Origin of the sequence: Pseudarthrobacter sp. BIM B-2242 (assembly GCF_014764445.1) — a bacterium.
Lineage (GTDB): Bacteria > Actinomycetota > Actinomycetes > Actinomycetales > Micrococcaceae > Arthrobacter > Arthrobacter luteus_A.
Window position 1 is genome coordinate 2,978,473 of record NZ_CP061721.1, and the last position, 23,190, is coordinate 3,001,662.

The 23,190-nt window shown below is 60.7% G+C and carries 26 protein-coding genes; 13 read left to right on the plus strand and 13 right to left on the minus strand.

What is annotated here, in order from left to right:
• Positions 1-33: 33 nt before the first annotated feature.
• The 3 genes from glmM to rplM form a co-directional block, all read right to left on the minus strand.
• Positions 34-1,395, minus strand: a complete 1,362-nt coding sequence (gene glmM, locus IDT60_RS13635) for a phosphoglucosamine mutase (protein ID WP_191079451.1) — start codon at positions 1,393-1,395, stop codon at positions 34-36.
• A gap of 136 nt (positions 1,396-1,531) precedes the next feature.
• Positions 1,532-2,038: a 30S ribosomal protein S9 gene (rpsI, locus tag IDT60_RS13640; protein ID WP_164205955.1), complete on the minus strand. Its 507-nt coding sequence runs from the start codon at positions 2,036-2,038 to the stop codon at positions 1,532-1,534.
• 38 nt (positions 2,039-2,076) lie between these two features.
• Positions 2,077-2,520, minus strand: a complete 444-nt coding sequence (gene rplM, locus IDT60_RS13645) for a 50S ribosomal protein L13 (protein ID WP_015937805.1) — start codon at positions 2,518-2,520, stop codon at positions 2,077-2,079.
• 296 nt (positions 2,521-2,816) lie between these two features.
• Between rplM and IDT60_RS13650 the strand changes: the two genes are divergently transcribed.
• The gene (locus IDT60_RS13650; RefSeq protein ID WP_191079452.1) at positions 2,817-3,512 is read left to right on the plus strand and encodes a prepilin peptidase; all 696 of its coding nucleotides are present in this window, start codon (positions 2,817-2,819) and stop codon (positions 3,510-3,512) included.
• Here IDT60_RS13650 and IDT60_RS13655 read toward each other — a convergent pair.
• The gene (locus IDT60_RS13655) at positions 3,490-4,800 is read right to left on the minus strand and encodes an ISL3 family transposase (RefSeq protein ID WP_223883723.1); all 1,311 of its coding nucleotides are present in this window, start codon (positions 4,798-4,800) and stop codon (positions 3,490-3,492) included. The genes IDT60_RS13650 and IDT60_RS13655 overlap by 23 nt on opposite strands.
• A 473-nt stretch (positions 4,801-5,273) precedes the next feature.
• Between IDT60_RS13655 and IDT60_RS13660 the strand changes: the two genes are divergently transcribed.
• From IDT60_RS13660 to IDT60_RS13700, 9 genes are all read left to right on the plus strand, one after another.
• A complete protein-coding gene (locus IDT60_RS13660; RefSeq protein WP_191079454.1) occupies positions 5,274-5,462 on the plus strand; it encodes a Flp family type IVb pilin in 189 nt (62 codons plus the stop codon).
• Positions 5,463-5,549: 87 nt separating this feature from the next.
• On the plus strand, positions 5,550-5,960 hold the full coding sequence (locus IDT60_RS13665) for a TadE/TadG family type IV pilus assembly protein (protein WP_191079455.1): 411 nt from the start codon (positions 5,550-5,552) through the stop codon (positions 5,958-5,960).
• 11 nt (positions 5,961-5,971) lie between these two features.
• Positions 5,972-7,024, plus strand: a complete 1,053-nt coding sequence (locus tag IDT60_RS13670; protein WP_223883724.1) for a TadE/TadG family type IV pilus assembly protein — start codon at positions 5,972-5,974, stop codon at positions 7,022-7,024.
• A gap of 107 nt (positions 7,025-7,131) precedes the next feature.
• Positions 7,132-7,845, plus strand: coding sequence for a Flp pilus assembly protein CpaB (locus tag IDT60_RS13675; RefSeq protein ID WP_223883725.1), 714 nt, complete (start codon positions 7,132-7,134; stop codon positions 7,843-7,845).
• Entirely contained in the window at positions 7,842-9,041 is a 1,200-nt protein-coding gene (locus IDT60_RS13680) for an AAA family ATPase (protein ID WP_191079458.1), read from the plus strand. The genes IDT60_RS13675 and IDT60_RS13680 overlap by 4 nt, the downstream gene beginning before the upstream one ends.
• Entirely contained in the window at positions 9,038-10,510 is a 1,473-nt protein-coding gene (locus IDT60_RS13685) for a CpaF family protein (protein WP_191079459.1), read from the plus strand. Before IDT60_RS13680 ends, IDT60_RS13685 begins: the two co-directional genes overlap by 4 nt.
• Positions 10,511-10,512: 2 nt before the next feature.
• Positions 10,513-11,457, plus strand: a complete 945-nt coding sequence (locus IDT60_RS13690) for a type II secretion system F family protein (RefSeq protein WP_191079460.1) — start codon at positions 10,513-10,515, stop codon at positions 11,455-11,457.
• Positions 11,458-11,470: 13 nt separating this feature from the next.
• Positions 11,471-12,349 carry a type II secretion system F family protein gene (locus IDT60_RS13695; RefSeq protein WP_191079461.1) on the plus strand — a complete coding sequence of 293 codons (879 nt, stop codon included), beginning with the start codon at positions 11,471-11,473 and terminating at the stop codon, positions 12,347-12,349.
• A 344-nt stretch (positions 12,350-12,693) separates the two neighbouring features.
• Positions 12,694-13,170: an Hpt domain-containing protein gene (locus tag IDT60_RS13700; protein ID WP_191079462.1), complete on the plus strand. Its 477-nt coding sequence runs from the start codon at positions 12,694-12,696 to the stop codon at positions 13,168-13,170.
• Positions 13,171-13,174: 4 nt separating this feature from the next.
• Here the strand turns inward: IDT60_RS13700 and IDT60_RS13705 are convergent, their stop codons facing one another.
• From IDT60_RS13705 to IDT60_RS13745, 9 genes are all read right to left on the minus strand, one after another.
• Positions 13,175-14,098, minus strand: coding sequence for a response regulator transcription factor (locus IDT60_RS13705; RefSeq protein ID WP_191079463.1), 924 nt, complete (start codon positions 14,096-14,098; stop codon positions 13,175-13,177).
• 177 nt (positions 14,099-14,275) lie between these two features.
• Positions 14,276-15,169, minus strand: coding sequence for a tRNA pseudouridine(38-40) synthase TruA (locus IDT60_RS13710; protein ID WP_191079464.1), 894 nt, complete (start codon positions 15,167-15,169; stop codon positions 14,276-14,278).
• A gap of 31 nt (positions 15,170-15,200) precedes the next feature.
• Positions 15,201-15,839 (minus strand): 50S ribosomal protein L17, encoded by a 639-nt coding sequence (gene rplQ, locus IDT60_RS13715; RefSeq protein WP_191079465.1) that lies wholly within the window; start codon positions 15,837-15,839, stop codon positions 15,201-15,203.
• Between the two features lie 66 nt (positions 15,840-15,905).
• Positions 15,906-16,916, minus strand: coding sequence for a DNA-directed RNA polymerase subunit alpha (locus IDT60_RS13720; protein WP_164205914.1), 1,011 nt, complete (start codon positions 16,914-16,916; stop codon positions 15,906-15,908).
• 130 nt (positions 16,917-17,046) lie between these two features.
• A complete protein-coding gene (gene rpsK / locus IDT60_RS13725; protein WP_018769149.1) occupies positions 17,047-17,448 on the minus strand; it encodes a 30S ribosomal protein S11 in 402 nt (133 codons plus the stop codon).
• Positions 17,449-17,500: 52 nt separating this feature from the next.
• On the minus strand, positions 17,501-17,875 hold the full coding sequence (rpsM, locus tag IDT60_RS13730) for a 30S ribosomal protein S13 (RefSeq protein WP_028275004.1): 375 nt from the start codon (positions 17,873-17,875) through the stop codon (positions 17,501-17,503).
• 176 nt (positions 17,876-18,051) lie between these two features.
• Complete coding sequence (rpmJ, locus tag IDT60_RS13735) at positions 18,052-18,165, minus strand: 50S ribosomal protein L36 (RefSeq protein ID WP_009358722.1); 114 nt, start codon at positions 18,163-18,165, stop codon at positions 18,052-18,054.
• Between the two features lie 69 nt (positions 18,166-18,234).
• The gene (gene infA, locus IDT60_RS13740; RefSeq protein ID WP_009358723.1) at positions 18,235-18,456 is read right to left on the minus strand and encodes a translation initiation factor IF-1; all 222 of its coding nucleotides are present in this window, start codon (positions 18,454-18,456) and stop codon (positions 18,235-18,237) included.
• Positions 18,457-18,628: 172 nt separating this feature from the next.
• Positions 18,629-19,555, minus strand: a complete 927-nt coding sequence (locus IDT60_RS13745; RefSeq protein ID WP_191079466.1) for a P1 family peptidase — start codon at positions 19,553-19,555, stop codon at positions 18,629-18,631.
• Positions 19,556-19,776: 221 nt separating this feature from the next.
• Here IDT60_RS13745 and IDT60_RS13750 point away from each other — a divergent pair, with 221 nt between their 5' ends.
• The 3 genes from IDT60_RS13750 (at position 19,777) to IDT60_RS13760 (ending at position 23,080) form a co-directional block, all read left to right on the plus strand.
• Positions 19,777-20,736: a carbohydrate ABC transporter permease gene (locus tag IDT60_RS13750; RefSeq protein WP_191079467.1), complete on the plus strand. Its 960-nt coding sequence runs from the start codon at positions 19,777-19,779 to the stop codon at positions 20,734-20,736.
• The gene (locus IDT60_RS13755) at positions 20,733-21,650 is read left to right on the plus strand and encodes a carbohydrate ABC transporter permease (protein WP_191079468.1); all 918 of its coding nucleotides are present in this window, start codon (positions 20,733-20,735) and stop codon (positions 21,648-21,650) included. The genes IDT60_RS13750 and IDT60_RS13755 overlap by 4 nt, the downstream gene beginning before the upstream one ends.
• Before the next feature lie 83 nt (positions 21,651-21,733).
• Positions 21,734-23,080, plus strand: a complete 1,347-nt coding sequence (locus IDT60_RS13760; RefSeq protein WP_191079469.1) for an ABC transporter substrate-binding protein — start codon at positions 21,734-21,736, stop codon at positions 23,078-23,080.
• The last annotated feature ends 110 nt before the right edge of the window (positions 23,081-23,190 follow it).

Here is a 23,190-nt window from a genome sequence, read left to right on the forward strand (position 1 = left end):
ACGGAGGCGGGCCACACTTGTTTGAGACTTAGATCAGTCCGTCACGAGTTCGAGCGCAAGCTCGGTGCGGACCACCTGGGCCAACCGCTCGGCGATGGACTCAGCAGTCGCTTCGTCGCCCGCTTCCACCATGACCCGGACCACGGGCTCTGTACCGGACGGACGGAGCAGGACGCGGCCGGTTTCGCCGAGTTCGGCCTCGGCCACCGTTACAGCCTGTGAGAGGGCCGAGGACTTGTTGACGCGGCTGCGGTCAACGCCTTTGACGTTGATGAGGACCTGCGGGAGCTTGGTCATCACGGTGGCCAGTTCCTTGAGCGGTTTGCCGGTCAACGCAATCTGCGCTGCCAACTGCAGTCCGGTGAGAACGCCGTCGCCGGTAGTGGCGTAGTCGGCGAAGATCACGTGGCCCGACTGCTCGCCGCCGAGGTTGAAGCCCCCGTCGCGCATACTCTCGAGGACGTACCGGTCCCCCACTGCTGTTTCGCGGATGCTGATGCCAGCATCGCGGAGCGCGATCTTGAGGCCGAGGTTGCTCATGACGGTGGCGACGAGGACGTCGTCGACGAGCTTCCCCGAAGCCTTGAGCGCAACAGCCAGGATCGCCATGATCTGGTCGCCGTCCACTTCGTTGCCTTCGTGGTCCACGGCGAGGCAGCGGTCGGCGTCGCCATCGTGGGCGATACCCAGATCCGCGCCATGTGCCACTACTGCGGCCTTGAGCTGTCCTAGGTGCGTGGAGCCGACGCCGTCGTTGATGTTGTGGCCGTCCGGGTCAGCGCCAATGACCACGACGTCTGCCCCTGCATCCTTGAAGACCTGCGGCGAGCAGCCGCTGGCGGCGCCGTGAGCGCAGTCCAAGACAACTTTGAGACCGTCCAGGCGGTGCGGCAGCGTGCCAAGCAGATGGACGACGTAGCGGTCCTCGGCATCTGAGAAGCGCTGGATACGGCCCACGTCGGCGCCGACGGGCCGGACGGGCTCCTTGCCCATCTGCTCCTCGATGGCGTCCTCGACCTCATCAGGGAGCTTCTGGCCGCCGCGGGCGAAGAACTTGATGCCGTTATCGGGCGCAGGGTTGTGCGACGCGGAGATCATCACGCCGAAGTCGGCGTCGAGATCGGCCACAAGGTAGGCCGCGGCCGGAGTCGGAAGCACACCGGCGTCGTAGACGTCAATGCCGGAGCTGGAGAGCCCGGCCTCAACGGCCGCGGCGATGAACTCACCGCTGGCGCGGGGGTCACGCGCCACCACGGCGCGGGGCCGGGTGCCGTTGGTGTTGCGGTCATGACCCAGCACGACGGCGGCTGCCTGGGCGAGCTGCATGGCAAGCTCCGCCGTCAACAGCCCGTTAGCCAGGCCCCGGACTCCATCTGTTCCAAATAATCTAGACATCGGGGTCAAGTCTAGGGGATGCCGGGTTCAGGGCTTGAAATGACAGGTCAGACGGACCGCCAGCTCGTCATAAGACGGCAATTAACGGCAGAAGCCCGCCCCGCCAATGGCGGAACGGGCTTCTGTGCAAGCGGATTTAGCGCTTGGAGTACTGCTGAGCCTTGCGGGCCTTCTTGAGACCAGCCTTCTTGCGCTCGATGATGCGTGCGTCACGACGCAGGTAACCGGCCTTCTTCAGGGTGGCGCGGTTGTTGTCGACGTCGATCTCGTTCAGTGAACGGGCGATGCCGAGACGCAGTGCGCCGGCCTGGCCGGAGATGCCGCCGCCGTGAATACGGGCGATAACGTCGTAGGCGCCTTCGAGATCAAGGATCTTGAAGGGCTCATTGACGTCCTGCTGGTGCAGCTTGTTCGGGAAGTAGTTGTCCAGCGCACGGCCGTTGATGGTCCACTTGCCGGAACCCGGTACAACGCGGACGCGTGCAACAGCTTCCTTGCGGCGGCCAACAGCTGCGCCGGCAACGGTCAGGGCCGGGCGCTCCTTCTTCGGCGCAGCAGCTTCAGCAGCTCCGCTTTCAGAGGTGTAGCTGGTCAGGGTTTCCTCAGCCTCAACGGCTTCGGTGGTCTCTTCGTTCTGAGCCACGATTCTCCTTGTATAGATAAGTTGTTTGGTGGCCAGGACTACTGGGCGACCTGGGTAATTTCGAAAGTCTTGGGCTGCTGGGCGGCGTGGGGGTGCTCTGCACCGCGGTACACCTTCAGCTTGCCCAGCTGCTGTGCAGCGAGGGAGTTCTTGGGGAGCATGCCCTTGATGGCCTTCTCAACGGCGCGGACCGGGTTGGATTCCAGGAGTTCCGCGTAGTTGACGGAGGTCAGGCCGCCCGGGTAGCCGGAGTGGCGGTATGCGCGCTTCTGCTCCAGCTTGGCGCCGGTCAGGGCTACCTTTTCAGCGTTGATGATGATGACGAAGTCGCCCATGTCCATGTGGGATGCAAAGGTGGCCTTGTGCTTGCCGCGCAGCAGGATTGCGGTCTGGCTGGCAAGACGACCAAGGACAACGTCTGTGGCGTCAATGACGTGCCACTGGCGGTTGATATCGCCGGGCTTCGGGGTGTACGTACGCACGGTTTTTGCCTCGTTCTTGTTCTGGCGTTCTTGTTTAGGTGTCCCTCAAGCGTGGGCACCTACTATCTATGCGCTACCGGAACAGAGGTGAGGGCTCTATGTAACCAGTCATCCAGAAGTCTCGAATGTGCTCGTTGAGTAGTTATCCTGCAACCGGATTCTCAAGCGGGCACGCATCATCGAGAAAGGACACGCACAACGACTACCAATGTTAGCTTGAACTCGGCCCCAGGGTCAAAATGGGTGAGCCGGACTGTCTTCACCACGCGCCGGCCCGATTCAAGCAGGGGGACTCGATGACTTCTTTGGGCTACGCCGGTTCAACGCTGCCGCTGTATGTGGCTGGCATCGGGCTCCTGGGACTCATTCTGTCACCCATAGCTGAGCTGCTGATCGCCAGGCTCCTCCCCCGGATCGGCGGACTGCCCGCCACCCGTATAAGGATTACGACGGCGGTGATCACCGGCGTCCTTTGCGCCGCCTTCGCTTGGCGCTTCGGATTCGACGCAGCGTTACCGGCCTTCTTACTGCTTGCCGTCCTTGGTGTGCAGCTGGTCCGGATCGATATTCTGCTGCATTTGCTGCCGAACCCCCTGGTTTTGTCCCTGTTAGTAGGGGGACTCATTTGCCTTCTCGCCGCGATTTTTGGTGGAACGCAGGGGGCAGACGTACTCCGAGCAGCTGCCGGCGGGGCAATTCTCTTCGTCATCTACCTGGTTCTGGCGATTATTTCGCCAGCCGGCATGGGAATGGGCGACGTCAAATTCGCGGCACCGATCGGTCTTTACTTGGGCTACCTAGGCTGGAGCCATTTGCTGTACGGCGGCCTGTTGGGATTCATCCTGAATGGGGCCGTCACGGTCGTCATTCTGGGCAAAAACCGCTCAGAACGTACCTCTGAGGTGCCTCACGGGCCGTCCATGCTTGCGGCCGCGGCCGGTGTTGCACTCCTTTTGGGGCCCTTCGCATTTACGCATGGTTGGTTTGTTTGATCCGGTAGTGCCGGTGGCCGCCGGCGGCGAGTAGGCATCTGAGCCGGTAGTTGGTGAAGTTGCGGAAGCCTCGGGCTATTCTGCGGGTGGTTTCGATGACTCCGTTGATTGCTTCGGTAGGCCCGTTGGAGGCGCCGTTCGTTTCGAAGTAGGCCAGGATCGCGGTTTTCCATTGTTTGAGTGTCCGGCCGAGGCGGGCGACTTCCGGGATTGGGCAGGACGGGAAGGACCCAATGACTTCATTCACGAGTTCCCTGCCCCGCTCCGGCCGGGCGTGATAGATGTTGCGGAGCTTCTGGTAGCACTGCCATGCGAGGGTGACTTCGTCGTCGGGGTCTCCGGCATTGAGTTTCGCATCGAGCCGGGCGGACTGCTTGTCGGTCAGATGTTCGGCGCCGATCTGCAGGGTCCGGCGGATACCGTAGAGCGGGTCACCCTTGCGTCCGCGGTGGCCGAGAGTGTTCTGCTGGACCCGGCGGCGGACTTCGTCGACCATGGCCGATCCGAGTTTCACGACGTGGAAGGCGTCCAGGACCGTGATGGCTTCGGGCAGTTCGTCGCGGATCGCGTTGGCGTAGCCGCGGAACGGATCCAGCGCGGCGGTCTTGATCCCGGCGGTGAACCCGGGGCCACGGTCTTTGAGCCAGTCGGCGTAGGCCTTCCCGGACCGGCCTGGAACCAAGTCAAGTAGCCGTGCGTGCACCACGCCGTTCTCGTCGCGGGTGTGGTCCACGATTCCGGTGACCATGCCGGATCCCGGCGGGCCGGTGTGTGACCAGACGTGCTCATCCACCCCGAGCGCGTCAACGCCGGCGAGCCGATCGGAGTTCCTGATGCGGCGGGTGGCTTCTGCTCTGATGGCGTCCCAGACGGTGTGCCAGGAGACCCCGAGCTGGTGGGCCAGGGCCGAGACCGAGGTATCGAACCGCTGCAGCGCGTCGGTCGCCCAGTGGGCGGCTCGGGCGGTGAGTTTCGCCCGCGGCCCGGCCAGCGGGTGTTCTTCACTGAATGTTGTTTTTGGGCAGTCCGGGTCCGGGCAGCGCCAAACACGTTTGGCCCACAGCAGCCGCACCGGCTGGCCGAAACAGGGAATGTCATGGAGCCGGACCTGGCGGCGTCCGTGGCCGACCGCGACGACGCCGCAGTCCGGGCAACCGGCGAGGTCCACATCGGTTTCGACGCCCAGTACGAGGCCAGTCCTGGTTGCCGTGACGGAGCTGACGTGGACGCCCTCGACACCGAGCAGCGCATCCGCGCGCATGCACCAGCGGCCAGCAGAACAAGACATAGAGTTATTCATGTCAGGGTCTCTTTTTGGTTTTGGTTGCTTGGTCGCTACCAATTCAAAGAGGCCCTGACCTCTTTACTGCCGCACCACGCCGCACCACATCGCACCGCAGAATACCTACGCGATGGCGCCATCCTCAGACTGCGCATCCATGCTTATCTGCGAAGGCCCCCTTTTGGCCTAGGCCCGCGACGCTCCTCGAATACGGCTAAGGATCGCTTCCACTGCCGTAACCAAGTAGTGACCTGCGTACTTGTATCCCCTGGTGCGAGTACTTGGGATTGTGTTCCGAGTACGTGATTAAGGTGACCCGAAAAAAGTCGAGTACCTCTACGCGTTGTTGCCAGGTTCCCCGAATGACAATCTCTTCTTAGCGAAGTCCAGCCGCTAAGGAATTAGGGGGCAGCTGGAAATTCGTTGGAATCAATTCCAATCCATTTCACCGAATTAAGGAAATTACAATGACTTCTCTTATGGTCTCAATGACTGCGTTCATCGCCGGCGTTAAGGATCGCCTTGCATCCGAGAAGGGCGCAACGATGGTGGAGTACGGAATCATGGTCGCCCTCATCGCCGTCATCGTCATCGTGGCCGTCGGCCCTCTCGGGGACGCGATCGCGGCGATGTTCGTAGACGTCACCGATAGCGTCGACGGCCCGTAGTCAGGTTCAAACAGTGTTTGGCGGCGGAGGGTCCACCCCGCCGCCAAACACATCTATTGAGGTCACCCGAGCGAACTGGGGCGCACATTGCTAAAAACAAAAAAAGAGCGCGGCGCGGTAGCCGTCGAGATGGCAATACTGCTGCCCCTCTTGCTCATGCTGCTCATTGGAACCATCGAATTCGGCCGCGTATTCAATGTCCAAATCTCACTAAATCAGGCGGCCCGAGAAGGCGCCCGCCACGCCGCTATCCATTACGGTGACCCGACCTTAGATGTGGAAGGTACTGCACTAGCCGCAGCGCCGTCCCTCGACAATCTGACCGTACTCGTCACGGACAACGCCACCGAATGCGCTGATGATGGCGCCAACGTCGAGGTCATAGCCAGGACAACTCTCAATTCAGTGTCTGGTTTGTTCGATGTCGAACTACTGGGAATGCCCGTAATTTTCCCGCTGGAACTAACTGGAAGAGGGGTCATGCGATGCGGCGGTTAAAACTACCACTGTTGCCGCCGGACGAACGAGGGGCATCCAGCATCATCGTTGCCATTCTTTTGGTCGTCCTCCTAGGTTTCGGAGCTCTGGCCGTTGATGTCGGCGCGATGTATTCCGAGAAAGGTCAACTTCAGAATGGAGCAGATGCCGCAGCACTAGCTATTGCACAGGAGTGCGCTGCGAAGGCAAGCACCGCCCCCTGCGCCGCGGACCAGACAACGCGGGCTGTTCCGTTTGCCAACGGCAACTCCGTTGACGGCGACAGCGGTGTTATCTCGGCAACCGTTAACGCCGGCGTAGTGGACGTCCTTACCGAGACGCCAGAGAAAGCGAATGGCGAGCACTTCTCGTTGTACCTGGCTCGCGCCCTGGGATTCGAGTCGGTTGAAATTCAAGCCGCCGCTCAGGCCACCTTCGGAGGTATCGGGGCCGCCGATACCATACCCTTGACTTTTTCGCAGTGCGAATCAGATGCAACCTTCGTAAAAGGACTGCAGTTCTTTCCAACGCACGGTGACAAAATTGCCGAGGAACCTCCCTATAACTGCGCACACCAGTCGTCGTCCGGACACGAACTTCCAGGTGGGTTTGGCTGGCTCAAACACCCTGGAACGGTATGCTCCGTGCACGTCGATGTTGATGATCCATGGATTGAGGCAAGACCGGGCACCAGCTTCGACGAATCTTGTGCATCAACTTTTGACCGATGGGCGGAGCGTCTCGACGCAGGTCAAGAAGTGAAAGTCCTGATTCCAATCTTTGACACCGCCTGTCCTGAGCCAAAAAAGGTAAAGACGGGCCCAGATCCCTGCCTTAATTCCCCTTTCGGTAAAGCATTCCATATTGAGGCGTTCGCCCAACTATCAATTCGCGGATGGCATCTCACTGGCGGCGGCAGCACGTATATGACCGATGACGCGACGGACCTGTCAACAGCCCTGAAGCTGAAGAACTCCGACACCGGCCTGTTTGGAGAATTCATCCGTCGCGTGTCTCTGGTAGAAGCAGCCACAATGGGCGGGCCCGTCAAATACGGGGCATTGGGCGTGATGCTCACGCAATAGCCGCTTGAAAATCACTGGGAATTTCAATCCATAAAGGAGCAATTCAATTGAAAGCACGCCTACTGGGAGGCATAGCAGCGTTAGTCCTGTCTATAGTCGGAGCCCTCTTGCTATTCGTTTACGTTCAAGGTGCGGATAACCGCGCTCAACAAGGTCTCGAACCGATTGATGTGTTGGTAGTCGCCGACCGTATCCCCGCGGGAACCAAAGTGGCTGACATCCGCAACCGGGTTACGTTAGAGGCCGTTCCACGCTCGGCTGTAGCCGAGGGCGTTCTGACCAACCTGGACGAACACGCGGGGACCGTGACTGCAGTTGATCTGATGCCGGGAGAGCAGCTGATGTCATCCCGCCTTGTGGACCCCAAAGACCTGGTGCCCGGCACGGTGCCAGTCCCGGACGGCCTGGAGGAAGTTACTTTCCTCTTGGAGCCTGAAAAGATTCTGGGCGGCCGTGTGAAGGCGGGCGACAAGGTTACTGTTTTCACTTCATTTGAGTCGAAGGACGAGATGCCCGCCGATGCTCCTGTTGCTGCGGAAGTCAAAGGCTGGAAACAATCCACGGGCCTGCTCTTCCACGATGTATTGGTCACCGCGGTGCAACAGGCAACGCCAGAAACCGCAAAGTCGACTGGCGCTGAAGCGGACAAGGGTGTGGCCATGCCCAGCGGCTCGGCTTTCGTGACAGTAGCACGGAGCGATACAGACGCAGCTAAAATGATCTTCAGCGCTGAATATGGCAGCCTCTGGCTATCGAAGCAGACGGACAGCACAACGAAGAACGATCCGCCGGTCACTACCTTCGGTGGGCTGTACCCGTGAGTCGCTTCGTAGCAATCACTGCGGTCCGCGACTTCGAGGGCAACATCCGCGAGGCAATCATGGGTGCTCTTCACGGCGATCTGCAAACTCTCTCCCCGGAAGTGCTGGCCGGCGGCCCGGAAGACGTTTTCAAGCAACTCAGCGGCGCGCCGCCGGAGGTGTTAATTCTCGGACCAGGTGTAACTCCAGACAACGCCCTGAAATTGGCCACGGTTTTCGACCTTCAGTATCCCGAAATCAGCCTCATTTTGGTCGCCGAACCAGCACCGGAACTGGTTCTCCGTGCGATGCACGCAGGGATACGCGACGTTGTCAGGCCCGATATCGACGTGAACGACCTTCGAGTCCTGTTGGAGCGCGCGTGCCTGGCTTCCGCTAGCCGGCGTCGCGGCATGGGCCCTGCTGCCGAGTCGGCACAGGAGCGCGGCCGCATCATTGCCGTGATGTCTCCGAAAGGCGGCGTCGGCAAGACGACCATAGCTACCAACCTCGCCGTCGGACTGAGCAAGCTTGCCCCCATGAGCGTTGTTATCGTAGATCTCGACCTACAGTTTGGCGACGTCGCCTCTGGGCTACTGCTAGAACCCGAGCACTCAATCACAGAAGCCGTTCACGGTCCCGCTGCCCAAGACTCCATGGTTCTCAAAGCTTTCCTGACGGTGCACCCCGCGGGCCTCTACGCCCTCTGTGCTCCTAAAACTCCGGCGGAGTCGGACTATATAACCGCAAGTCACGTCACCCGACTCCTCAACCAGTTGGCGACCGAGTTCAAGTATGTAGTGGTCGATACTGCCCCGGGGCTTGGGGAACACTGCTTGGCCACGCTTGAACAGGCAACAGATGGCGTATGGGTTTGTGGTATGGATGTGCCGAGCATCCGCGGGCTTAGCAAAACCTTCAGCGTACTGAAGGAGCTGCAATTGGTACCCCAGGGACGCCACACAGTACTCAATTTTGCAGACCGCAAGAGCGGCATCTCGGTGGATGACGTGGAATCAACTATTGGTGTACCCATCGACGCGGTCATTCCGCGGTCCCGAACTTTGCCGTTTACAACAAACCGCGGAATTCCTGTGCTGCAGGGTAACACCAGAGACGCGGCATCAAAGGGCCTGAAAAGGCTAGTCGACAGGTTCGACGCTGACTGGATCGCCTCCAGTCAGAACAAATTGCACAGACGGGTGGTATTGACATGAAGCTATCGGACCGTCTTTCAACATCGGTAGCCAATCGGCTGCCCGCGACAGGGGCCCCGCAGGCCGGAACCCCTGTTGACAGCGCTCCCTCTGGTGCCGTGGCCGAGCGTACGATTCCCCTGGCGGAACCAAGCCAGCCGACAACCTTGTCCCGGGGCAGTTCTCCAACGCCGGTGGCAGTGGACGCCCTTGCGGGGCTGAAGCAGCGCGCTGCAGAAGCGCTCTTTGAACGGATGGGGACCAGATCGGGAGACTCATCGACCTCCGAAGAGGACCTCCGCGCACAGGCGGTCGATGAACTGTCCTCGGTCATTGACCAGGAGCAAGTGCCTCTGTCTCCGGAGGAACGTCGCCGCCTTATCCGCGAAATAGCGGATGAAGTCATGGGTTACGGTCCTCTTCAGCGATTGCTGGAAGATCCTTCCGTAACCGAAATTATGGTCAACCGATTTGATCAGATCTACGTGGAGCGATCCGGCCATCTCTCCCTTACCGGAGCGCAGTTCAGTTCGGATGACCACCTGCGGAAAGTAATCGAGAAGATTGTCTCGCGTGTGGGCCGAAGGATCGATGAATCGTCACCCCTTGTGGATGCACGCCTCGAGGATGGGTCCCGCGTCAACGCAATCATTCCACCCCTAGCTGTCAATGGACCATCGCTGACAATCCGAAAGTTTAGCCACGTTCCGTTGACGGTCCAGAACCTGATCGACTGGGGCTCCATCACACCTCAAATGGCAGAACTGCTAAGTGCATGCGTTCGAGCACGATTGAATATCATCGTTTCCGGCGGTACCGGTACAGGCAAGACAACCTTGTTGAACGTCCTGTCCTCTTTCATACCTGAAGATGATCGCATCGTCACCATCGAAGATGCCGTGGAACTTCAGCTCCAACAAGAGCATGTCGTTCGACTCGAAAGCCGGCCTCCCAACATCGAGGGCAAGGGTGCTGTGGGAATTCGTGAACTAGTCAGGAACTCCCTGCGGATGCGACCCGACCGAATTATTGTCGGGGAAGTCCGAGGCGGTGAGTCCTTGGACATGCTTCAGGCGATGAATACCGGCCATGATGGTTCGCTTTCCACAGTTCACGCAAATTCGCCTCGAGATGCCGTCGCACGACTGGAGACTCTTGTACTGATGGCCGGAATGGATCTCCCACTAAGGGCTATCCGAGAGCAAGTTTCTTCGGCTGTAGATCTAATAATCCAGGTGACCCGCTTGCGTGATGGCAGCCGAAGGGTCACCCATGTGACTGAAGTTCAAGGAATGGAGGGCGAGGTTGTGACCCTCCAGGATGCGTTCGTCTTTGACTATTCCGCGGGCATGGACGACGAAGGCCGTTTTCTGGGCAAACCAGTTTCCACCGGGATTCGGCCGCGTTTTCTGGATCGTCTTTCAGACCACGGAATCTTCGTATCGCCCGAAGTTTTCGGTAGCGCTTTCAGCCCCACGGTGAGAAGGTAACCATGGACTTTCCACTACTTCTCGTCGCGGCGTTCGTCCCCTGCCTCGGTGCGCTGCTCCTACTCTTTCTCGTAGTCCTGAAACCCAAATTTGATGCGCTTCCGCGTGACCGTCGCCGACCGCCATCAGAACTTGCTGATCCCACAGCGATAAGTCGTCTTTCGCAGTCGGCCGTCAATGTCGTGGGCGATGTCATCGGTGAGTCAGGTGGCCCCTACAACAGGACAGTCTTATACAATGCCGGCGTCAAAATGCCGCCAGCGGACTTCACAGTTGTTGTCGCCGTTGGCTCTTTCCTGGTCGCCGTATTTGCGACGCTGGTGACCAATATCTTCATCGGCCTTCTCCTAGGAGCAGCGACACCGTTCCTCACGCGCTTTATCTTGGTGATTCTCACCGATCGGCGGAGGGGACAATTCGAGAGTCAACTCATAGACACTATTCAGATGGTCATCGGCGGACTCCGCGTCGGACACAGCGTGATGCGTTCCATCGAAGCAGCCGCCGTTGAATCGGATGTTCCGACATCCGAGGAACTGTCCCGCATTGTTAATGAGACGCGAATTGGTAAAGACCCCCGACAAGCCATCGAAGAAGCCTCAATTCGAATGGACAGCGAAGACTTCCGTTGGATTGGTCAAGCCATTCAGATAAACCGCGAAGTGGGCGGCGACTTAGCCCAAGTATTAGAGCAGGTGGCCGGAACCATTCGTGAGCGTAGTGAAATTAAGGGCCAGATTCGCGCCCTCAGTGGCGAGGGAAAGATGTCAGCCTACATACTAATGGCAATGCCCGTCGGGGTCGCCATCATGATCAGCTTCATCAACCCTGGCTACATGGACGTTTTCATTGAGGAGCCGATCGGTATCGCCATGCTTATTGCCAGCTTCATCATGTTCGCAATCGGTGGCTTCTGGATGAGCCGCATCATCAAGATCAAGTTCTAGGAAGGCTCGGCCCGTGACTCCAACCGTATGGTTTATTATTGCCACTATAGTCCTTCCCTTGGCCTACTTTTCATGGACGCTCATCACTGCAGACCGAAAAGGCATGATCGCGGTTCAAACAAATCTGGGCCAGGGATTGTCCGCGACCGGAAACATCGAGTACCGGCGATTTTCCACTCTTCTTGTGCTTTCAAAGCGGTTCACCCCCGGAAGCTACGAATCCAAGCTGGACAGATGGCTGTCTCTGGCTGGTCGCCCCGAGGCAATCCCACTTGAACGGCTGATTGTCGGAAAACCCGTCCTGGCACTTGCCGGAGCTCTCCTGGGTTTGCTCCTCTTCACCGGGGATCCGAACGCGAAGAATCTCGCCATCGGGCTGTTCATTACGGTATTTATGTACTTCGTGCCGGATTTGCTGATAGTCAACAAGGGCATCAAACGGCAGGTGGCCATGGAACTGGAACTACCGAACACCTTGGATCAGATGCTCATCTCCGTGGAAGCGGGACTCGGATTCGAGGCTGCAATGTCCCGAGCAGGACAATACGGCGATGGGCCTCTCGCGCAAGAGATCGTGCGTACCCTCCAAGACATCCAGGTGGGTCGCCCCCGGCAGGAGGCCTATGAGGCATTGGCCGCCCGCAGTTCGGTTCAGGATCTGAAAAGTTTCGTCAGAGCCGTTATTCAGGCCGACAAGTACGGCATCGGGATAGCAAGCGTTCTCCGGGCCCAGGCAAAGCAAGCGCGAGTGAAGCGGCGCCAGCGAGCCGAGGAAAAGGCTTTGAAACTTCCCGTGAAAGTCCTCTTTCCGCTTCTACTCTTTATCTTCCCTGTGCTTTTCATCGTGTTGCTTGGGCCTGCGGCCATCAATATCATCGAGGCTTTCAGCTAGTACGTGCCACACCGCGTCACTTGGCGCCCCAAATACCGGACCCCCTCGGCACCCAGAACCGAGGGGGTCCGCTTGTGTGCCGGAACCATTGGGTTCCAAACTTGAGCATCGGATCAACAATGGAATTGCGCAGGAAATTCACGCTGGGAAAGCGGTTGTGAAGGAAGTTGCAACACTAACTTTCCGTGCTGTTTTCGCCATACTTGGACCTTGCCGTTATCAACGCAGTTGACACGTTCAGCGGCCAGTGACTTCGGATCAAGCGCTGCAGGGATGACTCAAGGTTTCCACAGGATCTCCGAAAAAATGGACCGTCACCTAACTACAGTAAGTAGCCTTGTCGCATGGACAGTCCACCAATCACCTCCAGCAGCGGGGGTGTCCCTGCCGAGCCGTCGGCTGCGGGATCCGCCGCGGGGGTGAAGGGTGGCGTGCATCCAGGCGTACCGACGGCCGGCGCGGAACCTGCACGGTGGGTTCAACCTGAGATCCTGGCCGAGTTGGAAGCCGAGCTGAACGGTCCCGAACTGGCCCTCGGCTTCGCTCGCGACTACGCCGCCTTGTGGGACCAGCGCTTTAGCAGGCTGACAGCAGCCATCACCGGCCAGGACCGGGCGGCTGCACTGGACGCCATCATCAGCCTGCGGATCGCTTCCGCCATGGTGGGCGGCGTCCGGTTGGCCACGCTGGCCCAAGCACTTGAGCACACCGTCCGCGGCAGCGATTTCGCTCAGGCCCACCAGCTATTGGCAGGCCTGGCTGACCACGGCGTCCGCACCATCGCAGAGCTCCAGTCCACCTATATCCAGAAGTACAGCTAGCCCCTCAGCGGTCCGGCGCCGGCCAAACCGGCAGGTCGGTCCGTTGGGGTGCCAGCCGGTAGCCAACTCCCCTGACCGTCTGGAGCCAGCGCGGTGACTGCGGATCCTCCTTGAGCTTGCGGCGAAGATTCCCCACGTGCACTTCCACGGCCCGCTCGTCAGCTTCACTGATGTACGCGCCCGGCTCATACGAGTCGCCCCGGACTGCGCGGACCAGGTCGGACCGCGTGCACACGGCACCTTCCCTCCGGAGCAGTGTGTGCAGCAGGTCAAATTCGCTGCGGGTAAGCCCCAAGTTGGACTCGCCGATGGTTACAGTGCGGGTCCGGTAGTTCAAGGCGAGTCCGTTGTGCTGCAATACGCCCGACTGTCCGGACGGGTCTTGCCCGGACAGCGAATGCCCCGAGGCACTCTGCCCAGACAAAGAGTGGCCGGGCGAAGCCTGCTCCAACGGAGTGTGTCCCCAGGTGGCCTGCCCGGCGGAAGTTCCCAACAAGGCCGGTGCCGCCGGAGGCGACGCCCAGGTGGGCGAAGCCTGCTGTGTCGGGTTGATCTCTTGGCGGGGCCGGCGCATCATTGCGGCCACCCTTGCCCTGAGTTCGCGCGGCCGGAAAGGCTTTGCAATGTAGTCGTCAGCTCCGGCGTTCAGTGCCGAGAGCAGATCCGGTTCCTCGGTACGGCCCGTCAGCATGACCACGTACGCATCGCTGAAACTCCTGATCCGCCGCAGGACCTCAAATCCGTCGATGTCCGGGAGGCCGATATCCAACGTGACAACATTGGCCATTTTGTTCCGGACCACGTCCACGCCTTCACGTCCCTCAGCGGCGGTATGGACCTCAAATCCAGCCTGACGCAGCACACCCTCCAGGAGGTTGCGTATATCCACGTCGTCTTCGATTACGACTGCTACCCCAAGATCTTCCATTTATCTATCCCTGACGCCAGGTGAAAAAGGCCCCCATTAGCCCAGCGCTAATCCCTTTTCCACTCCAACTCTCTCTACGCTACAAGGATGAACGGCAGATGACACTACTTCCCGTGTTTGGGTCTGAAATGTCAATTACCGTGACAAGACACGTACATTCGTGGGCGACCGAAGGAGCTAGTGCTTCCGCACAGCCCGCGTCAGTTCGGCCCGGGCCAGCATCTCGTCGTCGGACGGGTAGGCCACTTCCTCAAGGACCAGCGGGTGCGGGGCCGCCAGCACGGACTTGGCGTCGCGCTTCTTGGCCAGCAGCCGCTCGTAGAGCCAGCCCGGCTGCTCCACGCCCTCACCCACATACAGGGCCGAGCCAACCAGGGACCGGACCATGTTGTGGCAGAAGGCGTCGGCCTGGACTGTGGCCACGATGACGCCGTCCTCGCCGCGGCGGAACTCGAAGCGCTGCAGCTCACGGATGGTGGTGGCTCCCTCCCGCGGCTTGCAGTAGGACAGGAAGTTCTGCAGACCCAGCAGCTTGGACGCACCCTCGTTCAACAGCGATACGTCCAGCGGATTCTTGTGCCACAGCGTGAAGTAGCGTTCCAGCGGGTCCCACAGGGCAGGGCCGTCCGCGATGCGGTAGCTGTAGCGGCGCCACAGCGCCGAGAACCGGGCGTCGAACCCCACCGGGGCCAGTGACACCTGGTGCACCTCGATGGCCCCGGACAAATCGCCCAGCCCGCGGCTGAGCGCACCCCGGATCCGGCGAAGAAGCGCGACGGCGGGATCCAGCTCATGCCCCCGCGGCAGTCCCAGCCACTCGGCCTCCGTGAGGTCCAGGTGGACCACCTGCCCGCGCGCGTGGACGCCGGCATCGGTGCGCCCCGCCACTGTCACCCTAATGGGGCGCCGGACCAGCAAGGCCAGTGCCTCCTCAAGGATCCCCTGGATGGTCCGCAAGCCAGGCTGCAGCGCCCACCCGCTGAAGGGGCCGCCGTCGTACGATAAATCAAGCCGCAAACGCAAAAACCCGCCGCCCCCTAAAACGGGGGCCGCGGGTTTTTGGTGGTTCATAGACCTAAGTCTATGCGACGGAACGGGCGAACTACTTCGCTTCGTCCTCGTCCTTCTTCTTAGCGGCGGGAGCCTTAGCAGCCTTCTTGGCGGCCGGAGCTTCTTCCGTGGCAGCTTCCTCAGCGGCCGGAGCCTCTTCGGTTGCAGCTTCGGCTTCAGCCTCGGGAGCAGCAGCAGCTTCGGTCTCTACAACCTCGGCCTCGGGAGCTTCAGCAGCTTCCTCGGCGGCAGGAGCAGCGGCTACTTCCTTCTTGTCAGCGTCGCGCTTTGCAGCAGAGGTAGCCTCGGCTACGACGGCCTGCTTGGCGGAAACCGGCTCGAGAACCAGTTCGATGACAGCCATGGGAGCGTTGTCGCCCTTGCGGTTGCCGATCTTGGTGATGCGGGTGTAGCCGCCTTCGCGGTTCTCCACTGCCTGTGCAATGTCGGTGAACAGCTCGTGGACGATGCCCTTGTTGCTGATCAGGCCGAGTACACGGCGGCGGGAAGCCAGGTCGCCGCGCTTGGCGAAAGTCACCAGACGCTCGGCGTACGGCTTCAGGCGCTTGGCCTTGGTCACCGTGGTGGTGATCCGCTTGTGCTCGAACAGTGCAGCGGACAGGTTCGCGAGCATAAGACGCTCGTGAGCCGCTCCGCCTCCGAGGCGCGGACCCTTAGCGGGGGTAGGCATAATAGTTTCTCCTCATATGGAAGCCGGTGGTGGGCACACCATGGTGCCCGCCGGCAAAGATCTGTTTTAGAGTTCGTCGTCGCCGAAGGCGGCGTCGTCCTCTTCAATTGCTGCGGCGCGTGCTGCGAGGTCAAAACCGGGAGGCGAGTCCTTGAGGGACAGGCCCAGTTCAACCAGCTTTGCCTTGACCTCGTCAATGGACTTCGCACCGAAGTTGCGGATGTCCATCAGGTCAGCCTCGGAGCGTGCAACGAGTTCACCCACGGTGTGGATGCCCTCACGCTTGAGGCAGTTGTAGGAACGGACGGTGAGGTCCAGATCCTCGATCGGCAGTGCCATGTCTGCTGCCAGGGCAGCATCCGTCGGCGACGGGCCAATCTCGATACCTTCAGCTGCGGTGTTCAGCTCGCGGGCCAGACCGAAGAGTTCCACCAGGGTGGTACCTGCGGAAGCAACAGCATCGCGCGGAGCGATGGCCTGCTTGGTCTCGACGTCGACAATGAGCTTGTCGAAGTCGGTGCGCTGCTCAACACGGGTTGCTTCCACGCGGAAAGTAACCTTCAGCACCGGCGAGTAGATCGAGTCGACCGGGATACGGCCGATCTCGGAGTCGCCGGACTTGTTCTGAGCTGCCGAAACGTAGCCGCGGCCGCGCTCGATGGTCAGTTCGAGTTCGAACTTGCCCTTCGAGTTCAGCGTGGCAATGTGCAGATCCGGGTTGTGGAATTCGACGCCGGCCGGCGGAGCAATGTCCGCGGCGGTGACGATTCCGGGGCCCTGCTTGCGCAGGTAAGCAACAACCGGCTCGTCGTGCTCGGAGGAGACCGAGAGGCTCTTGATGTTCAGGATGATCTCAGTGACATCCTCCTTGACACCGGGAACCGTGGTGAACTCGTGCAGCACGCCATCGATCCGGATGCTGGTTACAGCGGCACCGGGGATGGAGGAAAGCAGGGTACGGCGGAGGGAGTTTCCGAGGGTGTAGCCGAAGCCCGGTTCCAGCGGTTCGATGATGAACCGTGAACGGTTGTCGGAGACTACCTCTTCGGAGAGGGTGGGGCGCTGTGCAATGAGCACTTAGGTTTCCTTTCGGCGAGCATCCGCTATATGACGCAACACAGGTGGTGGAAATTCGGTCTGAAGACTTAACGCGGCTGGGCTTGCCCGGACCGTAACGGTCCGGGCAAGCTCAAACAGCTGGAAAGGCTTAGACGCGGCGGCGCTTGGGCGGACGGCAGCCGTTGTGGGCTGCGGGGGTGACGTCCTGGATGGAGCCAACCTCCAGGCCAGCGGCCTGCAGCGAGCGGATTGCGGTCTCGCGACCGGATCCCGGACCCTTCACGAAAACGTCAACCTTGCGCATGCCGTGCTCCTGCGCACGCTTGGCAGCGGCTTCGGCAGCCATCTGAGCGGCGAAGGGGGTGGACTTACGCGAGCCCTTGAAGCCGACCTCACCTGAGGAAGCCCAAGAGATAACAGCGCCGTTCGGATCCGTGATGGAAACGATGGTGTTGTTAAAAGTGCTCTTGATGTGCGCCTGGCCCAGCGCGATATTCTTTTTGTCCTTCTTACGCGGCTTGCGAACCGCGCCACGAGTCTTTGGGGGCATTTTTTTCTCCTACAGAAAGTTATCGGGGAAAGCCGTGTTAATCCCGGAGGATTTAACGGGCCTTCTTCTTGCCTGCGACGGTACGCTTCGGGCCCTTGCGGGTACGGGCGTTGGTCTTCGTACGCTGCCCACGAACGGGCAGGCCCTTACGGTGGCGAATACCTTCGTAGCTGCCGATTTCAACCTTGCGGCGGATATCAGCTGCTACTTCGCGGCGAAGGTCACCCTCAACCTTGTAGTTGCCTTCGATGTAATCACGCAGCTCAACCAGCTGGGCATCGGTGAGGTCCTTAACGCGGACGTCAGCGCTGATGCCAGTGGCAGCCAGGGTTTCGTGTGCACGGGTCTTACCCACGCCGTAGATGTAAGTAAGCGCAATTTCCAACCGCTTTTCGCGGGGAATGTCTACGCCAGCGAGACGAGCCATATTGGCAGTACTCCTTGAATAAACCGGAGGTCGTAGGCAGTACACCCGCACGTACTGTGCGGCCCCAGCCTCCGACCGGGGGTTAGCTGTCCGGGCTCATACGTCCCAATTCAGCTTGTGCTGCCTTTATTTACTTGCGTGGGTTAGCAACCCAGGGTTTCCTTCAAAGAAGGAAATTAGCCCTGGCGCTGCTTGTGGCGCGGGTTCTCGCAGATCACCATGACCCGGCCATTACGGCGGATCACTTTGCACTTTTCGCAGATCTGCTTGACGCTCGGCTTGACCTTCATGGCATTCCTTTGCGTGTGGCAGTTGGTCAACTGGTCCAGCCTTCAGCTGATGCTGAGACTGCCCAGAATTTACTTGTAGCGGTAGACGATACGACCCCGAGTGAGGTCATAAGGGCTCAGTTCCACCACTACCCGGTCCTCAGGGAGAATCCTGATGTAGTGCTGGCGCATCTTGCCTGAGATGTGCGCGAGTACGATGTGCTTGTTGGTCAGCTCAACGCGAAACATCGCGTTAGGCAGCGCCTCGGTCACAACGCCTTCGATCTCAATGACCCCGTCCTTCTTGGCCATACCCTCCGCTAACTGTTGTTGCCGCAGCCCTGCCGGATTGCACCGGACATGACCACGAACGTTTTTGTTGGATCGGTTATCACCTCAGGCCCCAAACAGGGCACAGCAGGCCAGACAACCAACAAGCAACACTACCCTCTATCGCGGTAAATGTTAAATCGAGCATAGTAACCTACAGGGCGCCGTACGCACCATATTCGCCGGCAGGAGTACTCACCGCCGCCGCGCTGTGCACCCCATCCAGAATCGCCAGGCGTACGACGTCGGCTGCCGCACTTTGGAGCGTGATGAGACTTATCTGCCGGGCAGTCTCCGTACTCCGGTCCAGCGCGACGTCACCAGTCGCCAGGCAAAAGACAGTGTCCCCGTCCGCCAAGGTATGGCTCGGGTTGAGCGCCCGGGCCAAGCCGGCATGGGCAGCAGAAGCTGTCCGCTTACACTCGGCCGGGTCCAGGACGGCGTTCGTTGCTACTACGACAAGGGTCGTATTGAGTCCGGATCCCGGCTGCGCTTCCGCCGCAGCAGCTGTGCCAATGGGCAGTCCCAGCGCATTTACGACTGCGATCGCCCCCACAACAACGCCGTTCTCGAGCGTGATCGAGGCCGTGCCTACTCCCCCTTTGTAGGTCCGGGCTATGACTGCTCCGGTTCCTGCGCCTACGTTGCCGCGCGCGACGGCGTGCCCGTCCTTCTCGGCGGCGGCGGCGACGGCTGCCGCGTAGCCCATGTCCGCCGTCGGGCGCGCTGAAAAATCACCGCCGCGGCCCAGGTCGAAGATCGCGGCGGCGGGGACGATCGGCACCACTCCCCCGGTGACGGGGAAGCCCCGGCCGTTCTCCTCGCACCAGCGCTGCGCGCCGTGCGCCGCGACCAGGCCGTAGGCGCTGCCGCCGGTGAGGACCACGGCGTCGACTGTAGAAACCAGGGTGGTGGGATCCAGGGCGTCGGTCTCGTGCGTTCCCGGACCGCCTCCGCGGACGTCCACGGACCCGACCGTTCCCGGCGGCGGCAGCACCACCGTCACCCCGCTCAGCCACCCGGCGTCGTTCTTCTGTACGTGCCCAACCCGGATCCCCGGCACATCGGTAATGGCTCCCATGGCCTCCATTCTGCGCCATCACCTACAGCACTTCCCTCCCGTCAGGCAAACACTATGCAATACTGCAAGCAACACGGCGTAAATGGGCGATGAAGCCTTCACTAACTATCCTCTGACGAGGGCTTATGCGGGATTCTGCCCACCAGCCGTGTGGTGAAGTATGGCTAGATCCCCTTGCCCGTCGGCCAGCCATTGCAGGCCCCGATCCGTTAGAGACACGAATGACTCGGCAACTTGCTTCCACGCCACCCACCAGTCCACCCGGCCGGTCCGGTCCGCCGGAGAGGCTTCGGAGCCGCCGCTGGTCCGGCCGGTCCCGGCGTGATTTCATCGTCTTCCTCGCTCTGGCCCTCCCCAACCTGATCCTGATTGCCGTGTTCACCTACCGGCCGCTCATCAGCAACATCTACTACTCAACCCTCGACTGGACCCTGGGCTCCGCCTCGGCAACCGTCGTTGGGTTCGAGAACTACGTCACCTTCTTCACCAGCGACGACGCCCCCAAGGTACTCGGCACCACAGCGGTGTTCACCCTGGTGACAGTCGGCGGGTCCATGCTGCTGGGCCTTCTCATCGCGTTGGCACTGAACTCCAAGGTTCCCGGCACCACCTTTGCCCGGTCCGCGGTCTTCGCTCCCTATGTGCTTTCCGGGGTGGGCGTGGGCCTTGTCTGGCTTTTCATCTTCGACCCCGGCTACGGCGTCCTGGCCTGGCTGCTGCGCGGTATCGGCCAGCAGAGCCCCCAGTGGATCAACGATCCCCAACTGTCGTTGGTGATGGTCATCCTGGTCTATATCTGGAAGAACCTGGGCTACTGCGCCGTTGTGTATCTGGCCGGACTGCAATCGCTGCCGCAGGATGTCATGGAGGCAGCCTCGCTGGACGGGGCCAACGGATTTCGCCGGTTCATCAGCATGTCCATCCCGCTGCTGTCCCCCACCACCTTCTTCCTCCTCATCACCACCATGCTGAGCTCACTCCAGGCGTTCGATTTGATCAGGATCATGACCCCCCTCGGAGCCGGCACCAGCACCCTGATCTACGAGGCGTATTTGCAGGCGTTCGGCGCGTTCAACAGGGCAGGATATTCCGCGGCCATCTCGGTCATCCTCTTCGCCATCCTGCTGGTCATCACCGTCCTGCAACTCCGGTTCGTGGAACGGAAGGTGCACTACTCATGAGTTCACTCTCACCGGTCAATCCTGACCCGGCCGCTCCCCCGGTGGCATCGGAGCCCTTCACACCGCGGGACCGGCCCTTCTCGGCCCGGAACCTGGTCCAGACCATCGCCGGCGGCTACCTTCCCCTGCTGCTGGCAACGCTGGTGGTCTTCCTCCCGCTGCTGTGGATGATCCTGAGCTCCTTCAAGCTCCCCGGGGAAATCATCACCATGGATCTGAAGATCCTGCCGGCGAGCCTGGACCCGCAGAACTACAACATAGCGATGACCACTGTGCCGTTCGCGCAGTTCTTCATCAACAGCACCATCGTCACCGTGGTGGGCTCAACCATCAAGGTGCTGCTGGCCATCCTCACGGCCTACGCCCTGGTGTTCGTCCGTTTCCCCTTCAGGAACGCCATCTTCATCCTCATCCTCGTGGCCCTGATGGTTCCGCCCCAGGTCTCCATCCTGCCGAACTACATCCTGATCGCCGGGATGGGCGGCAAGAACACTCTGTGGGGCATCATCCTGCCCGGGCTTGGCACGGCGTTCGGGACGTTCCTGCTGCGGCAGCATTTCCTCACGCTGCCGGCCTCCATCCTGGAGTCTGCCGAGATTGACGGTGCCGGTCACTGGCGACGCCTGTGGCAGATCGTGGTCCCTGTGTCTGTCCCGTCCATTGCCACCGTGGCGCTGGTGACAGTGGTCAGCGAATGGAACGAATACATCTGGCCGCTGATCATCACTGACCGCCCGGAAACCATGACGTTGCCGGTTGGCCTGACGCTGCTGCAGAACTCCGAAAGCAACGCTTCCGGCTGGGGCATCCTCATGGCCGGCGCAGTGCTGGTGATCGTCCCCATCCTGGTGGTCTTCGCAGCCCTCCAGCGCTATATCGTTGCGGGCCTCACCCAAGGCAGCGTCACAGGCTGACCCTGGCTCGCCGCCGTTCGCTAACCCACACAGCTCTAACCCACACAGCAGCACCTTCCTAGGCAACAACCGAAAGGAACACCATGACTACGAATCTGGACCGGAGGCATTTCCTGGGGCTGGCTGGCGTAACGGCCGGCGCCGCAGCACTTTCCGCCTGCGGAGGGCCCGATACCGGCGGCACCACCACCTCAACGGAGGCCGCGGAAATCGACTTCAGCGGCGTCAAGCCGGCAGCCACCATCGATTTCTGGACGAACCACCCGGGCAAGTCCCAGGATGTTGAGAAGGCGATTATCGAAAAGTTCCACGCCAAGTACCCTGACATCAAGGTTAACCTGGTCACCGCCGGGGCAAACTACGAGGAAATCGCCCAGAAGTTCCAAACCTCCCAAGCCGCCAAGTCCGGGCTGCCCGGAGTTGTCGTGCTGTCAGACGTCTGGTGGTTCCGCTACTTTACGAACGGGAGCATCATCCCTGTGGACGGGCTCATCAAGGAACTGGACATCAAGGTGGACGATTTCCGCCAGTCCCTCGTGGACGACTACAAGTACGATGACCGGCAGTGGGCGCTCCCGTATGGACGGTCCACCCCGCTGTTTTACTACAACAAGGACCATTTTGCCGCGGCCGGCCTGCCGGACCGGGCCCCAGCCACCTGGCAGGAGTTCGGCGAATGGGCCCCCAAACTCAAGGCCACCTCCGGCGCGCAGTACGCCTACATCTATCCCGCCCTGGCCGGCTACGCAGGCTGGACACTGCAGAATAACCTGTGGGGCTGGGGCGGTGCGTGGTCAGAGGATTGGGACATCACGTGTGATTCACCCGAAGCGGTGGAAGCCCTGCAGTGGGCCCAGGACTCTATCTACAAGCACAACTGGGCCGGGGTCTCGTCCAAGGAAGCCGCTGACGATTTCTCAGCCGGCCTGACCTCCTCCACGATTTCCTCCACCGGCTCGCTCCTGGGCGTGCTGAAATCCGCCACGTTCAACGTCGGTGTCGGCTTCCTGCCGGGCGGGCCGAAGGTGAGCAGCGGGGTGTGCCCCACCGGCGGTGCCGGACTTGGCATCCCCAGCGGCATCACCAAGGAGGAACAGCTCGCCGCAGGGACGTTCCTGAAGTTCATGACCGAACCGGAGAACACGGCGGCGTTCTCCGCTGCAACGGGGTACATGCCCACGCGCACGTCGGCGGACATGGCCACGGTGCTGGCGCAGACACCGCAGATCAAGACCGCCATGGACCAGTTGGCCGTGACTAAGGTCCAGGACCGGGCCCGCGTGTTCCTGCCCGGGGCCGATCAGGAAATGGCCAAGGCCGCGGCGAAGATCCTCACGCAGCAGGGCGATGTGAAGGCCACCATGACGGAGCTGAAGAAGACTTTGGAAGGCATCTACATCAAGGACGTCAAGCCGAAGCTCAAAGCCTGACGCACGGCCCGGCCCGGTTTCGACGCGCAAAGTCGCCCGGGACACATAAAATCCCTGGAGACACCCGTATTCGGGTGTCGCCAGGGATTTTCTGCGTCGTAGGGGAAAAC

Coding starts and splice junctions, on each gene's coding strand:
- infA (WP_009358723.1), bottom strand. CDS start 18,456: ATGGCCAAGAAGGACGGGGTCATTGAGATCGAAGGCGTTGTGACCGAG.
- IDT60_RS13760 (WP_191079469.1), top strand. CDS start 21,734: ATGACTACGAATCTGGACCGGAGGCATTTCCTGGGGCTGGCTGGCGTA.
- rplQ (WP_191079465.1), bottom strand. CDS start 15,839: ATGCCTACCCCCGCTAAGGGTCCGCGCCTCGGAGGCGGAGCGGCTCAC.
- rpsK (WP_018769149.1), bottom strand. CDS start 17,448: ATGCCCCCAAAGACTCGTGGCGCGGTTCGCAAGCCGCGTAAGAAGGAC.
- IDT60_RS13745 (WP_191079466.1), bottom strand. CDS start 19,555: ATGGGAGCCATTACCGATGTGCCGGGGATCCGGGTTGGGCACGTACAG.
- rpsM (WP_028275004.1), bottom strand. CDS start 17,875: ATGGCTCGTCTCGCTGGCGTAGACATTCCCCGCGAAAAGCGGTTGGAA.
- glmM (WP_191079451.1), bottom strand. CDS start 1,395: ATGTCTAGATTATTTGGAACAGATGGAGTCCGGGGCCTGGCTAACGGG.
- IDT60_RS13755 (WP_191079468.1), top strand. CDS start 20,733: ATGAGTTCACTCTCACCGGTCAATCCTGACCCGGCCGCTCCCCCGGTG.
- IDT60_RS13650 (WP_191079452.1), top strand. CDS start 2,817: ATGACTTCTTTGGGCTACGCCGGTTCAACGCTGCCGCTGTATGTGGCT.
- rpmJ (WP_009358722.1), bottom strand. CDS start 18,165: ATGAAGGTCAAGCCGAGCGTCAAGCAGATCTGCGAAAAGTGCAAAGTG.
- IDT60_RS13660 (WP_191079454.1), top strand. CDS start 5,274: ATGGTCTCAATGACTGCGTTCATCGCCGGCGTTAAGGATCGCCTTGCA.
- IDT60_RS13655 (WP_223883723.1), bottom strand. CDS start 4,800: ATGTCTTGTTCTGCTGGCCGCTGGTGCATGCGCGCGGATGCGCTGCTC.
- IDT60_RS13710 (WP_191079464.1), bottom strand. CDS start 15,169: ATGAACCACCAAAAACCCGCGGCCCCCGTTTTAGGGGGCGGCGGGTTT.
- IDT60_RS13690 (WP_191079460.1), top strand. CDS start 10,513: ATGGACTTTCCACTACTTCTCGTCGCGGCGTTCGTCCCCTGCCTCGGT.
- IDT60_RS13700 (WP_191079462.1), top strand. CDS start 12,694: ATGGACAGTCCACCAATCACCTCCAGCAGCGGGGGTGTCCCTGCCGAG.
- IDT60_RS13750 (WP_191079467.1), top strand. CDS start 19,777: ATGACTCGGCAACTTGCTTCCACGCCACCCACCAGTCCACCCGGCCGG.
- IDT60_RS13685 (WP_191079459.1), top strand. CDS start 9,038: ATGAAGCTATCGGACCGTCTTTCAACATCGGTAGCCAATCGGCTGCCC.
- IDT60_RS13705 (WP_191079463.1), bottom strand. CDS start 14,098: ATGGAAGATCTTGGGGTAGCAGTCGTAATCGAAGACGACGTGGATATA.